The organism is Mycobacterium sp. 852002-40037_SCH5390672, from assembly GCF_001665875.1.
Classification (GTDB): Bacteria; Actinomycetota; Actinomycetes; order Mycobacteriales; family Mycobacteriaceae; genus Mycobacterium.
In genome coordinates this window covers 56,812-70,236 of sequence record NZ_LZTA01000070.1, presented here as the reverse complement: position 1 = coordinate 70,236, position 13,425 = coordinate 56,812, and the positions used below count along the sequence as shown (strand labels likewise).

Here is a 13,425-nt window from a genome sequence, read left to right as displayed (position 1 = left end):
CCGGACCGGGCTATTCCCGGTCGTGCGGGCCGGGCGGATTCGACTCGGTCGGCCCCGCCTCGGTGGGCTCATCCGGACGGGGTGAGCCGGGTGAACCCGGCGGCTCGGAGCCCGGCGGACCGGACTCCTGGCGCGCCTCGGGACGCTGGGTGGGCAGTTTCTCGGTCTCGGCTTCGGCGCCGGGCACCGGTTCTTCGAGGCCGCTGCGGCCGAAGAAGTCCTGGTCGCCCCGGTCCAGGCCGGGGTCGGTCAACGCGCTCTCGCTGCGCAGACTGAACGAGGCGAGCAGACCGCCGCCGATCAGCGCGATCAAGCCGACCGCGGTGAACGTGATCGGCAGCACCCGCGACCACAGCGCCAGCCGGTCGCGCTCATCGCGGGCGGCGTTGACCTGGGATTCGACGGTGTCTTCGTTCGAGGTGACCTTGTAGTCGGCCACTGTGAGCTCGGGCTTGAGCGGATCCCGGGCGAAGTAGTGGTCGGCGTGTTCGGTCTGTTTGACGATGGTGCCCGATACCGGGTCCACCCAGAATGTGCGCTGCGCCGCGTAGTAGCGGGTCATGGTGATCTGTTCGTTCGGATCACCGCCCTGGATGCCCCACATCGACGCCGACGTGGTCTGCTTGGCGTCCTCGGCGCCGGCTAACAGCGACGGGTAGGCCACCGGGGCCACCAGCTTGCCGTCTGCGTTGTAGCCGACGTTCTGGGTGAACTTGTACGTGGTCAGCCCGTTGACGTCTTCCTGGGCGTCGTAATTGACGTCGAACGCCTTCTGCGCGATCGGGTCGAAATAGGGATACGTCTTCTTCTCGGTGTGGAACGGGAACCGGTAGGACAGCCCGTCGTGCCGCAGCGGCATCGCGGTGGGCGGGTTCTCGTCGCTGACGGCGCGCGGCTTCTGGACCGAGCCGCCGGCGTGGGTGTCGTCGGAGACGGCGAGCGCGGTCTTGCGGTTGAGCGTGACGGTGTCGACGATCGCCAGCAGCAGCCCGCTGTCCTTCTGCTTGTCGGTGCGCCGCAACGAACTTCCGACCTGAAGCGTGACCACGTCGGAGTTGGCGGGCGACTCGACGCTGATCTGCTGCTGGGAGACCAGCGGCACATTCTGGTTGACGACGACGTGGTCGGTCGACAGCGACGCGGAGTCCAGTGCGGTACCGGTGCCGTCACCGATCAACGTGGCGTCGATGTTGAGGGGGACCTTGGTGATCCTGCTGGTGGTGTACGTCGTCAAAAGCAGTGCGGCGATCAGCAGGGCAGCTCCGAGTCCGATGATCCCGCATGCGGCGAACCGCAACATGACTGCTCGGTTCACGTCGCTGTGCCCTCCTCATTTTCTTGCCTCATCAGCCGCGACCCGACCCGAGCAGCAGCCCGGGGCAAACTCGTTTGACCCTAACAGCACAAGCTAAGGCGGTGGCTTACGAACCTGTTGGTCCCGCGGACGGGTCCTCCGGGTGTACCCATTCGTCCGGCAATGCCGCACAGGCAAACTGTGGTGGTGAGCGATGACCAGCGGGTGGGCGGGGTCCGCAGCTTCCTGCCGGCCGTGGAAGGCATGCGCGCATGCGCGGCCATCGGCGTGGTGGTCACGCACGTCGCCTTCCAGACCGGGCACTCCAGTGGCGCCACCGGCAGGCTGTTCGGCCGCTTCGACCTCGCGGTGGCCGTGTTCTTCGCATTGTCGGGATTTCTGTTGTGGCGTGGACATGCCGCGGCGGCACGGGATCTCGGGCCGCGCCCGGCCACCGGCCACTACCTGCGGTCCAGGGTGGTCCGCATCATGCCCGCCTATGTGGTCGCCGTCGTCGTGATCCTGGCCCTGTTGCCCGACGCCGACCACGCCAGCCTGACGGTGTGGCTGGCCAACCTGACGCTCACCCAGATTTATGTGCCGCTGACGCTGACCGGCGGGCTGACCCAGATGTGGAGCCTGTCCGTCGAGGTCAGCTTCTATGTGGCGCTGCCGATTCTCGCGCTGCTGGCCCGCCGCCTGCCGGTGGCCGCCCGGGTGCCGGCGATCGCCGCGCTGGGGGCGCTGAGCTGGGCTTGGGGCTGGGTACCGCTCTTCGGGGATGACTCCGCCTCGGGCATCAACCCCCTGAACTGGCCGCCGGCATTCTTCTCCTGGTTCGCCGCCGGCATGCTGCTGGCCGAGTGGGTGCACAGCGGGATCGGATTGCCGCACCGCATCGCGCGCCAACGCCTGGTGATGGCCGCGGTCGCGGTGGTCGCCTACCTGATCGCGGCGTCGCCGCTGGCCGGTCCGGAGGGTCTGGTGCCCGGAACCCCGGCGCAGTTCGCGGTGAAGACCGCGATGGGTTCGCTGGTGGCCTTCGCGCTCGTCGCCCCGCTGGTGTTGGACCGGGCGCAGACCCCGCATCGCATCCTGGGGACCACCGCCATGGTGACCCTGGGGCGCTGGTCCTACGGACTGTTCGTATGGCACCTGGCGGCGCTGGCCATGGTGTTCCCGGTGCTCGGGACGTTCCCGTTCACCGGCCGCATGCCCACGGTGTTGGTGTTGACGCTGATCTTCGGTTTCGCGATCGCCGCCGTCAGCTACGCGCTGGTCGAGTCGCCCTGCCGAGAAGTCTTGCGCCGCTGGGAGAAACGCGAGAAGCGGGGCGAAACGCCTCGGGTCGTCGACGCCGAGGCGGACGCGATCGCGCCCTAGCAGTCTCCGGGTGGGCGCCGGAGTCAATCTGCAGTTCGGGCGGGTGGCGGGTATACGGCGTCGGGAGGTAGCAGGCTCAGGGGGTACTCGTTTCGCGAGAGGACGAGCATGTCTGCAGGCTTGGAGATATCCACATAGTGGTGGCCCTCGGGAATTCCAGACCCGATCATGGAGCCCAGCAATGCGCCAATTTCTTCGGCCTTGGCGGCGTCGAGCCGCCACACCACGCGGCCTTCATGGAACTCAACCTCGGCTGCGCCAGGCTCGATGAGGAACTGGTGAATCGTCGCACCGTGGTCCAGTCGAGCCGAACCCTGCTGCGCGGCCTGGGTCACCGCAGCCAGCACTTCACTTACCCCGGCATCGTCCATGGCCAACAACACCGCATCATCGCCGAAGTGCAACTTCTCGGCCAGTTCGGCATAGATCACGCTCATATGCACCATGCTTTCACCCTCAAGCAAAATGGTAATGGCCAGAAGCTGTTGGCTGCTGCGCTAATTCCACCGGCCCAACGGAGCCGTGTCTCGAAAACGATGGTTCAGGATGCAGTGGGCCCGGTCGCCTTCGGCGACCGTTAACCGAAGCGTTGGCTTCGAGGCTGGATCCGGGGATTAATAGTCAGTGGGTCACAACCGGATCGCAGTGCACGGCGTGGTGGTAGAGCAGCAGTAGAAGAGTGGTCATCTTGCCGGGGAGCCCATTTCGCTCGGCACGAAAAAGGATTCAGTGGCTGCCGGCCGGGCCTTCTTCCCATTCTTCGATGTTGGTTTCACCAAGCCAGTGCGGATGCGCGTGTGGAGGCGGGACTATTTGGAGCGTAGCCGCGTAGAAATATGTCAATATTGTTGCCGCACAAACTGTCCGATGGACAAGCGCTGTTCGCCTAGGCCATTGGCCAGTTGGCCGCGTCGCGTGAACGCAGGGGGCGCCGCCGCTGCCGTCATCGCCTAGCGCTGGTACGCCCTAGCCGTGGTCAGCTGGCCTCCGCGGCCGCCAGCCGCTCCAGGACCTGTTCCCGCACCGCCGATCGGCGGGCCTTGCCGGCGTCGTCGCGCAATGGGGTGTCGACGAATTCGACGGTATGGGGCACCTTGTAACCCGCCAGCTGTTCGCGCAGAAATGACTGCACGCCAACAGAATCCAGCGCCGACCCGTCGACCGGATGCACGAGCGCGTACGGCACCTGGCCGAGATCGTCGTGGGGCACGCCGACGACCAAGCAGGACAACACGTCCGGGTGCGCCGACAGCGCGTTCTCGATCTCGGCGGGGTAGACGTTGCGGCCACCGACGGTGAACATGTCGACCCGGCGGTCGGAGATGTAGAGGAACCCGTCGGCGTCGAAGTAGCCGAGGTCGCCCAGCGAATCCCAGCCGTCGCGGCTTTTCGCCGTCGCGCCGACGTAGCGATAGGTGGGCGCGCTGTTCGATCCGGGCCGCATGTAGATCTCGCCGATCACGCCGGGCGGGCAGGGGTTGCCGTCGTCATCGAGCACCTTCATCTCGCCGGCCACCACGATGCCGACCGACCCGCGGTGCGCCAGCCATTGGTCCCCGGAGATGAACGTCAGCGCCTGTAATTCGGTGCCGCCGTAGAGTTCCCAGACTTTCTCGGGGCCGAGCAGGTCGATCCAGGCCTGCTTGACGGCGGGCGGGCACGGCGCCCCCATGTGCCAGAACCGCCGAACCGACGAGAGGTCGTAGGAGCCCGGGTCTGCGTGGTAGACCGGCAACACCCGCTGCATGATCGTCGGCACTGTCGTCAGGAACTGGACGCGATGGTCGGCGATCAGCCGGAGAAAGCGCTCGGGGTCGAACCGGCTCATCAGCACCAGGTGGTGACGCATGAGCAAGGCGATCGTCGCCGTCGTGAAGCCGGTGTTGTGGGAGAGCGGAATCGGCACCAAGGTGGTGTCGCCCTCCTGCGCGCCCAGTGGATAACCGATCGCCGACGGTATTCGGCTGTCGCCGCCGGATTCGATCAGCTTGGGCCTGCCGGTGCTGCCGCCGGATCCCATTGCCTTCCAGATCGGCGACACCGCCTCAGGCAGCGCGGCGTCCGACAATGCCGGGTCGGGCGCGAAACCGGTTGGCAGCGAGGCTATTCCAACGTGCTCGCGACCCACCAGCAGGGCGGGTGGCCGCAACTCCACCAGGCCGGCTAACTCGGCGTCGGGCAACCGTGCGGATAACGGCTGCGGCACCGCGCCCAGCTTCCAGCACGCCACCGCGGCCTGGATCCACTCGACCGAGTTGGCCAGCACCATGGTCACGTAGTCGCCGACGCCCACACCAAGCTCGGCGTAGGCGCGCGCCAGCCGGTTCGTTGAGCGGTCGAGCTGGGCGCGGGTGAGGGTCACCCCGTCGCAGGTGACCGCCGGCTCGTCGGGAGCGAGTTCGGCCAGCGCCGAAATCTGCGTGCCGATCGGAGGGATCGGCTCACTCATACGAGCCCTGGCGCTCGAAGATGCGGCGCGGGTTGTCCACCAGCATGGTGTGCAGTTGCTCGTCGGTGACGCCCCGCTCCTTGAGCGCGGGGATCACGTCGTTGTGGATGTGCAGGTAGTGCCAGTTCGGGGCCATCTGCGGCACCAGCTCTTCGGGGAGCGCGTCGAAATAGCAGTTCGCGTCGTGTGAGAGCACCATCTTGTCGGCGTGCCCGCGCTCGCACATCTCCGCCACGATCCTGACCCGCTCCTCGAACGGCGAGATCACGTCGAGTCCGAAGCGGTCCATCCCCAGATACGAACCCGCGGCGATGAGTTCCTCCAGGTAGCCGATGTCGGTGCTGTCGCCGGAATGTCCGATGACCACCCGGGTCAGGTCGACGCCTTCTTCTTCGAAGATGCGTTGCTGCTCGAGGCCGCGCCGCAGCCCGGCGTGGGTGTGCGTGGAGATTGGCACGCCGGTGCGTTTGTGCGCCTGGGCGACGGCGCGCAGCACCCGCTCGACGCCGGGGGTGATGCCGGGCTCGTCGGTGGCGCACTTGAGGATGCCGGCCTTGACGCCGGTGTCGGCGATGCCCACCTCGATGTCCTTCACGAACATGTCGGTCATGATCTCCGGGCCGCCGAGCATCCCGCCGGGGCCCTCGTAATGGAACCGGAACGGAATGTCGTTGTAGGTGTAAAGCCCGGTCGCCACAACGATATTGAGCTCCGTCGCCGCCGCGACCCGGGCGATGCGCGGGATGTAGCGGCCCAGGCCGATCACGGTGAGGTCGACGATAGTGTCCACGCCGCGGGCCTTCAGCTCGTTGAGTCGGGCGATGGCGTCGGCCACCCGTTTCTCTTCGTCGCCCCACGCTTCGGGATAGTTCTGGGCGATCTCGGTGGTCATGATGAACACGTGCTCGTGCATGAGCGTCACGCCGAGATCGGCGGTATCGATGGGGCCGCGCGCGGTATTGAGTTCTGACACGCCACTGATGCTAGGGCGACGGGCACCTGACCAACAGGGTCGTTTTGTTCCGGTGCGCCACGACGGGCGCGCCAGTGCAGTACCGTCACCCTCGTCTTCGTCGAGAACCCGCTGGGAGTCACGCCATGTTGCTCAATCCCAACCACTTGCAACGCCAGTACCCAGACCGCCGCTCGGGGGAGATCATGGCCTCGACGGTGGACTTCTTCGAGTCCCGGGGCAAGGCCCGGCTGAAGTCCGACGACCACGAACGGGTGTGGTACTCGGAGTTTTTGGACCACATCGGCCGGGAGCGCATCTTCGCCTCGTTGCTGACCCCGTCGGCCTACGGGGCGGACGACTGCCGCTGGGACACCTACCGGATCAGTGCGTTCGCCGAGATCGTCGGCTTCTACGGGCTGAACTACTGGTACCCGTTCCAGGTCACCGCCCTGGGCCTGGGCCCGATCTGGATGAGCGCCAACGAGGACGCCAAGCGCAAGGCCGCCGCCTTGCTCGAGGCCGGCGAGGTGTTCGCCTTCGGCCTGTCGGAGCAGACGCACGGCGCGGACGTCTACCAGACCGACATGAACCTGACGCCCTCGTCGGGCGGGGGCTGGACCGCCACCGGGGAGAAGTACTACATCGGCAACGCCAACGTGGCCCGAATGGTCTCCACCTTCGGCAAGTTCGACGGCACCGACGAATACGTGTTCTTCGCCGCCGACTCCCAGCATGATCGCTACGACCTGATCAAGAACGTGGTGAACTCGCAGAACTTCGTCGCCAACTACGCGCTGCGCGACTACCCGGTCACCGAGGCCGACATCTTGCACCGCGGTCCCGAGGCCTTCCACGCCGCCCTCAACACCGTCAACGTCTGCAAATACAACCTCGGCTGGGGCGCGGTCGGCATGTGTACCCACGCGATGTACGAGGCGGTCACCCACGCGTCCAACCGCATCCTGTACGGGACCGTCGTCACCGACTTCACCCACGTGCGGCGGTTGCTCACCGACGCCTACGCCCGGCTGGCCGGGATGCGGCTGGTGGCCACCCGGGCGTGCGACTACATGCGCAGCGCGTCAACCGAGGACCGCCGTTACCTGCTGTACAGCCCGCTCACCAAGGCGAAGATCACCAGCGAAGGCGAACGCGTCATCACCGCGCTGTGGGACGTCATCGCCGCCAAAGGTGTGGAGAAGGACACCATCTTCGAGGCGATGACCCGCGAAATCGGCCTGCTACCAAGGCTGGAGGGCACCGTCCACATCAACATCGGGCTGCTCGCCAAGTTCATGCCCAACTTCCTGTTCGCCCCCAACAGCGCGCTGCCGCTGATCGGCCGCCGCGACGACGCCGCCGACGACACCTTCCTGTTCGCGCAGGGACCGACCGGCGGCCTGGGCAAGGTGCGCTTCGGAGACTGGCGCGCGCCGTTCGACAGCTTCGCGCACCTGCCCAACGTCGCGCTGCTGCGCTCGCAGATCGACGTACTCGCCGACATGCTGGCCGGCGCTACCCCGGATGCCGCGCAGCAGAAGGACATCGACTTCGCCTTCGCCGTCGGTCAATTGTTTGCGACGGTGCCCTACGCCCAACTCATCCTGGAGGAGGCCGCGTTGTCGGGCGTCGACGAGGGATTGATCGACGAGATCTTCGCCGTGCTGGTCCGCGACTTCAACGCCTACGCCGTTGAACTGTCCGACAAGCCGGCGACGACGGACGAACAGGCCCGCTTCGCACTGCGGATGATCCGCCGTCCCGCCCACGACCCCGCGCGCTACGACCAGATTTGGAAGGACCACGTGCTGCCGCTCAGCGGCGCCTATCAGATGCGGCCGTAGCCGGGCAGTCGGTCAGCGTGGACCGCTATTCGGCAGCGGCCGATAACGCATCCATAAGTGCGTCGACGTTGAGCTGGGGTTGGATTGCGGCGGTTCCCGCCAGGCCTGGTGAGCTGCCTACGACGCCTGCCGCCGGTGCCGCGCCCAACGCGCTCGACGAGCTGGAGACGACGGGGGCGACGGGGAAGACGTAGGGGGTGGCCGTGACGGGGCCGGTGATGACGGTGCCTGCGTTGATGGCGGTGACGAGGCCGGTGCTGGTGTTGATGGTGGCCTCGGCGCCGGTGCTGGCGGCGGTGACGGCGCCGCTTGGGATGGTGAACACGCCACCGGTTCCCGGGAGGGGAGCGTTCACGGTAAGGGTGCCGCTCTGGATCGTGACGCCAGTGAGGTAGGCGCTGTACCCAGGTAGGGCGCCGCCGAGTTGTCCGTTGGGCAACAACCATGTGACGGTGGTGTCGGCTGTGTACCCGGCACCATAGCTGGCGGTGACTGGGTTGCCGGGGGTGACGGTGACGGTCGTGCCGGGCTCGAGGGTGGCGCCGCCGGGCGCGATGTTGGCGGTGCTGCCTTGGGGCAGGGGCGGGTCGACGAGATTGGCCTGCTGGGTGGCGAGGCTTTGGGTCATCTGCGTCAGGGACTGCGTTTGGGCGCTGGTGGTGTTCGCGGTGCTTTGGGCCACCGACTGCGCTTGGGCGTCCTGGCCCGCCTGGTTGGTGGTTTGCGGCGGTTCGTCGAACGGGGTCATGGTGCTCGCGGTCGCCGAATCGGCGGCATAGGCGTACATGGCGGCGGCGTCTTGGGCCCACATCTGCATGTACTGGGCTTCGGTGGCCGCGATCGCCGCGGTGTTCTGCCCAAAGAAATTGGTGGCGATCAACGCCATCAGCTGCGCCCGGTTGGCCGCGATCACCGGCGGCGCCACCGTCATCATGAAAGCCGCCTCATAGGCCGCGGCCGCCGCGTAGGCCTGGGCGGCGGTCTGCCCGGCTTGGGCCGTCGCCTCCTGCAACCACGCCACGTACGGTGCGGCCGCGCCGGACATCGCCAGCGACGACGGCCCGAACCAGGCCAGTCCGGTCAGGCCGGAGATTTGCGAGGAGTAGCCCGCGGCAGCGGATTCCAGCTCCGCGGCCACCTCATCCCAGGCCGCCGCGGAGGCCAGCAGCGGCCCCGATCCCGGGCCGGCATAGATCCGGGCCGAGTTGACCTCTGGGGGCAGCAACCCGAAATCCATTGCGATTTTGCTTTCGTCACAGCATATGGCCAGCGTGTTCGCCGACCATCGTGTGCCGAAACGACGACGGTCTAATCCGGGACCGACTACTGCATTTTTGTAGGCGTCAGCCACGGACTACTGCATTGCACCGTTCGGGCGGAGATGCGGCGTCGCGATCACCACGGGACCGACACGCTGCGACACGCGATCTCGGCGGACCTGTCGACCGTGATGCCGTCATTGACGGTCAGCGTGAAACCCGGCGGCGCTGGGCAGTGGGACTGCTATTCGCCAGCGGCTGAGAGTGCGTCCATGAGTGCGTCGACGTTGAGCTGGGGTTGGATTGCGGCGGTTCCCGCCAGCCCCGGTGCGCCGCCTACGACGCCCGCTGCGGGCGCCGCGCCCAAAGCGCCGGACGAGCTGGAGACGACGGGGGCGACGGGGGTGATAGTGGGGCCGGTGATGATGGCGCCGCTGTTGATGGCGGTGACGAGGCCGGTGTTGGCGTTGATGGTGACCTCGGCCCCGCCGGCGCCGCCGGTGATGGCGCCGCTCGGAATATTGAGGCCGACGACGCCGATAGGGTTTCCGGTGAGTTGGAATGTGCCGCTTGTGAAGCTGCCGAACGCGATAGTGGAGTAGCTAGATCCAGCAGGAATGATTTTGTCGGGGGAGATGCCGTCCGCGAACGCAAAGGTGGTCTGGGTGACGGCGTGAATGGTGACCTGTCCGAGACCGCCGTTGATTGGGTAGCCGTTGCCGGCCGTAACGGTCACGCCGACGTCGATAGTGGCGCCACCGGGTGCGATGTTGGCGGTGCTGCCTTGGGGCAGGGGCGGGTCGACGAGGTTGCCCTGCTGAGTGGCGAGGCTTTGGGTCATCTGCGTCAGGGACTGGGTGCGGGCGCTGGTGGTGTTCGCGGTGTTTTGGGCTACCGAGCGTGCTTGGGCGTCCTGGCCTGACTGGTTGGTGGTCTGCGGCGGTCCGTCAAACGGGGTCATGGTGCTCGCGGTCGCCGAATCGGCGGCGTAGGCGTACATAGCGGCGGCGTCTTGGGCCCACATCTGCATGTACTGGGCTTCGGTGGCCGCGATCGCCGCGGTGTTCTGCCCAAAGAAATTGGTGGCGATCAACGCCATCAGCTGCGCCCGGTTGGCCGCGATCACCGGCGGCGCCACCGTCATCGCGAACGCCGCCTCATACGCCGCGGCCGCCGCGTAGGCCTGGGCGGCGGTCTGCCCGGCTTGGGCCGTCGCCTCCTGCAACCACGCCACGTACGGTGCGGCCGCGCCGGACATCGCCAGCGACGACGGCCCGAACCAGGCCAGTCCGGTCAGGCCGGAGATTTGCGAGGAGTAGCCCGCGGCAGCGGATTCCAGCTCCGCGGCCACCTCATCCCAGGCCGCCGCGGAGGCCAGCAGCGGCCCCGATCCCGGGCCGGCATAGATCCGGGCCGAGTTGACCTCTGGGGGCAGCAACCCGAAATCCATTGCGATTTTGCTTTCGTCACAGCATATGGCCAGCGTGTTCGCCGACCATCGTGTGCCGAAACGACGACGGTCTAATCCGGGACGGACTACTGCATTTTTCGCGCGCATCGGCGAAGGACTACTGCAATTCCGAGGCGTCAGCCGGTTGCGCTGCCGATGACGCCGGTCAGGCCGGCGCGTCCGGCCACCCCGGCCTTGCTGCACGCGCGATAGATGTGGCTTTCGACGGTGCGCACCGACAGCGACACCGCTGCGGCGATGTCGCGGTTCGACAAGCCCTGGGCGACCAACACCGCGATCTCGCGCTCCCGGTTGGTGAACGGCAGCTCGGAGGAAGCCGCCCGGATCGCCGGGCTGGTCGCGCCGTTACACGATCCCGCTAGGCGATGTGCGCGTGTCGCCGCTGTCATCGCGCTGCCGGCGCGGCCCGCGCGCCGATGTGAGGTGGCGGCCTGCCCCGCGGCGTCGGCGGCGGCCAACAGGTCACCCATCACCTCGAATTCGGTTGATACCTGGTCGAGTTCGCCGGCGTCGTCGGCGCTCAGTGCCGCCGCGTAGCGCGCCGCGATCGCAACACGCGGACCTTCGACGCGCGTCGCAAGATCCGCGAGTCGCCCGGCTGCATCGGTGTCGTCGAATTGCACCGCGGTCTGTAAACACCACACCTCGCGGGCGAGTTGATCGTGTTCGCGCGCGAAATCAGCTGCCCCGCGGGCCAATCGACGCGCCTCGGAGGACCGCGAATGCGCCGCTGCCAGCCAGGCCTCGGCCAGCAGCTCGGTGGACGTGACGTACACGTACGCCGGATGCCGATGTGCGCGTGCAGTTTGCAGCGCACGATCGGCCGCATCCGCGTCCCCGCACCGGGCCAGCGCCTGCGCCCGCAGCAAGTGGAACCTGTGGAAGCTGTTCACCACATGGAAGCTGCTCGCCATCTCGGCATCGACCTCGTCCGGCAGATCCCGCAGCGCTGCGCCGAGATCACCCGCGGCCAACGCCACCATGCCGAGGATCTCCGACGCCAACGCTTGTGCGGCGGCCGGTTCCGCCCGCTGGCGGCGCCGGTTGCGTTCAGCCACCTCGAGCGCGTCGGTGATATGTCCGGCCGCCGCCAGGGCGAACGCCTGAAATTCGGTAAACGTCTGACGAAGGAATTTGCCCTGGTCGCTCAGCACCAGCGCGTCGTCGGCGGCGAGCGCCTTGGCCGCCGCTTGGGCGGGTTGCCCGAGTTCGCCGTAGGCCAGGCTCTCGGCGAGGTAACCCATCGTCGCGCCGTAGTGGTCGAGGTCCAGATAGTCGACGTCGGCCATGGTGGCAAGGAGCTCGACCGGCCTCGCCGCCAGCCCGAGCTGATTGGCACGGAAAACCAGCAGCTGTTGGCGCCGCGGCCCGTGTGAGGCCTGGAGCGCATCGTCGATGAGCCGCCAGGACCGATTTGGAGATCGCATGCCCCACAACAGGTTTGACGCACGCATCACCACGTCGTTGATGAATCCGGTTTGTGTCTCTTCGTCGACTTCGACGCCGTCGAGAACCTCCAAGGCGAGTTCGCCCTTTTCCATCATGAACAGGGAGTAGGCCAGCGGTATCCGGGCCTGCGCCCCGATGCCGGTATCGGCGGCGGCGCGGAAAAGCCGCTCCGCCGCCTCGAAGTCGAGCAATGAACTCGCCGCCGTGGCCGCCGACATCAGCACGTCCGGCTCAGGCGGCAGGTCCGACTCCAACCAGAGCAGTCCCCGCTTCATCGCCTTCGCGGCGCCGCCGCCGTCCTTCATCGCGGTCGCGACCTGGCCACGAAGGCGTCGCAACCGCGAGGAGCCACAGCGATTCAGGCGCACCTCCGCGAACATGGGATGGCCGATGTACACCTCGTCGGCGGACAACCGGATCAGTTCGCGCTGCTCGGCATCCTCGATGGCGTCCTGCCCGGCGATCAGTGTCAAACACTTCCAGTCGACGGGTTCGGAGACGGCCACGAGATCGACGACGTCGCGCACGTCGTCGGCAATGGCGCCGATATGCCCATCTACCAGCTCGGCCAGGGAGCCCGACAGGCCGAGGTTGCCCTCCCAGCGCAGTACGCCACCGTCGGTCACCATCCGTCCCGCGTGGAACTCCTGTTCGACCAACTGCCGCAGGAACAGCACATTTCCGCGCGTCAGACGCCACACTTCGTCCCCGCACCGCTGATCCGGCGCGCACCCCGTCACCGCCCACAACAGGTCGTCGGTCTGGTCGCGGGTCAACGGCTCGACCTCGCGCCGGGACACCAGCCCGTCTTTCCATAGCGCGGTCACCGCGGCCGGCGCCGGCTCGCCCGTCCGGATCGTGACGATCACCGTCGCGGCCTGCGACTGTACGAGTTGATGCAGGACCAGGGCCGACAGTTCATCGAGCAGGTGGGCGTCGTCGACGAAGACCACGAGACGGTCCGGTTGCGTACCCGCGGTCATTGCGTCGACGACCCGGCGCGCCAATGCGTAGGGCGCGCTCTCCATGTCGTCGGTCCATGTTGCGAAAGCGCCCAGCGGAATCGGGCGGCTGGTCACGGTCGCGGCGGTGCTGCGGACGGTCCACCCGGCATCGGCGGCCGCCTGCACGGCTTCGCGGGCCAGCCGCGACTTGCCCACCCCGGCCTTGCCGGCCAGCGCGACACCTCGCGGGCCATCGGTGGTGAACAGGCGGCTGACCTCGTCGATCTCTCTGGTTCTGCCGACGATGGGCCAGTGCTCGAGCACCAGCAGATATTAGCCAGCAACTGCGATCTTCGCCTGGGATTCGGCGTGGATGC

General features: G+C 67.2%; 9 protein-coding genes. 2 read left to right on the top strand and 7 right to left on the bottom strand.

Annotated elements, in window-relative coordinates; translation table 11 throughout:
* Positions 1-10 precede the first annotated feature (10 nt).
* On the bottom strand, positions 11-1,315 hold the full coding sequence (locus A5782_RS12305) for a DUF3068 domain-containing protein (RefSeq protein WP_197694203.1): 1,305 nt from the start codon (positions 1,313-1,315) through the stop codon (positions 11-13).
* Between the two features lie 162 nt (positions 1,316-1,477).
* On the opposite strand from A5782_RS12305, the gene A5782_RS12300 reads away from it, so the two are divergent.
* Positions 1,478-2,677, top strand: a complete 1,200-nt coding sequence (locus A5782_RS12300; RefSeq protein WP_156623898.1) for an acyltransferase — start codon at positions 1,478-1,480, stop codon at positions 2,675-2,677.
* 23 nt (positions 2,678-2,700) lie between these two features.
* Here the strand turns inward: A5782_RS12300 and A5782_RS12295 are convergent, their stop codons facing one another.
* The 3 genes from A5782_RS12295 to A5782_RS12285 form a co-directional block, all read right to left on the bottom strand.
* The gene (locus A5782_RS12295; RefSeq protein ID WP_156623897.1) at positions 2,701-3,114 is read right to left on the bottom strand and encodes a hypothetical protein; all 414 of its coding nucleotides are present in this window, start codon (positions 3,112-3,114) and stop codon (positions 2,701-2,703) included.
* Positions 3,115-3,653: 539 nt separating this feature from the next.
* On the bottom strand, positions 3,654-5,126 hold the full coding sequence (locus tag A5782_RS12290; RefSeq protein ID WP_067099855.1) for an AMP-binding protein: 1,473 nt from the start codon (positions 5,124-5,126) through the stop codon (positions 3,654-3,656).
* Entirely contained in the window at positions 5,119-6,099 is a 981-nt protein-coding gene (locus A5782_RS12285) for a phosphotriesterase (protein WP_067099853.1), read from the bottom strand. Before A5782_RS12285 ends, A5782_RS12290 begins: the two co-directional genes overlap by 8 nt.
* Positions 6,100-6,224: 125 nt before the next feature.
* Here A5782_RS12285 and A5782_RS12280 point away from each other — a divergent pair, with 125 nt between their 5' ends.
* Positions 6,225-7,925: an acyl-CoA dehydrogenase family protein gene (locus A5782_RS12280; RefSeq protein WP_067099851.1), complete on the top strand. Its 1,701-nt coding sequence runs from the start codon at positions 6,225-6,227 to the stop codon at positions 7,923-7,925.
* Between the two features lie 25 nt (positions 7,926-7,950).
* Here the strand turns inward: A5782_RS12280 and A5782_RS27100 are convergent, their stop codons facing one another.
* The 3 genes from A5782_RS27100 to A5782_RS12265 all read right to left on the bottom strand — a co-directional run bounded on the left by A5782_RS27100 (position 7,951) and on the right by A5782_RS12265 (position 13,372).
* A complete protein-coding gene (locus A5782_RS27100; RefSeq protein WP_067099849.1) occupies positions 7,951-9,162 on the bottom strand; it encodes a PPE family protein in 1,212 nt (403 codons plus the stop codon).
* Positions 9,163-9,428: 266 nt separating this feature from the next.
* Positions 9,429-10,634, bottom strand: coding sequence for a PPE family protein (locus tag A5782_RS27095; protein WP_067099847.1), 1,206 nt, complete (start codon positions 10,632-10,634; stop codon positions 9,429-9,431).
* Positions 10,635-10,771: 137 nt separating this feature from the next.
* Positions 10,772-13,372, bottom strand: a complete 2,601-nt coding sequence (locus A5782_RS12265; RefSeq protein ID WP_067099845.1) for a helix-turn-helix transcriptional regulator — start codon at positions 13,370-13,372, stop codon at positions 10,772-10,774.
* Positions 13,373-13,425 lie beyond the last annotated feature (53 nt).

What these genes read in the sequence shown, in the direction of transcription:
- A5782_RS12290 (WP_067099855.1), bottom strand. Translation starts at nt 5,126, where the DNA reads ATGAGTGAGCCGATCCCTCCGATCGGCACGCAGATTTCGGCGCTGGCC.
- A5782_RS12295 (WP_156623897.1), bottom strand. Translation starts at nt 3,114, where the DNA reads ATGAGCGTGATCTATGCCGAACTGGCCGAGAAGTTGCACTTCGGCGAT.
- A5782_RS12300 (WP_156623898.1), top strand. Translation starts at nt 1,478, where the DNA reads ATGCCGCACAGGCAAACTGTGGTGGTGAGCGATGACCAGCGGGTGGGC.
- A5782_RS27095 (WP_067099847.1), bottom strand. Translation starts at nt 10,634, where the DNA reads ATGGATTTCGGGTTGCTGCCCCCAGAGGTCAACTCGGCCCGGATCTAT.
- A5782_RS12280 (WP_067099851.1), top strand. Translation starts at nt 6,225, where the DNA reads ATGTTGCTCAATCCCAACCACTTGCAACGCCAGTACCCAGACCGCCGC.
- A5782_RS27100 (WP_067099849.1), bottom strand. Translation starts at nt 9,162, where the DNA reads ATGGATTTCGGGTTGCTGCCCCCAGAGGTCAACTCGGCCCGGATCTAT.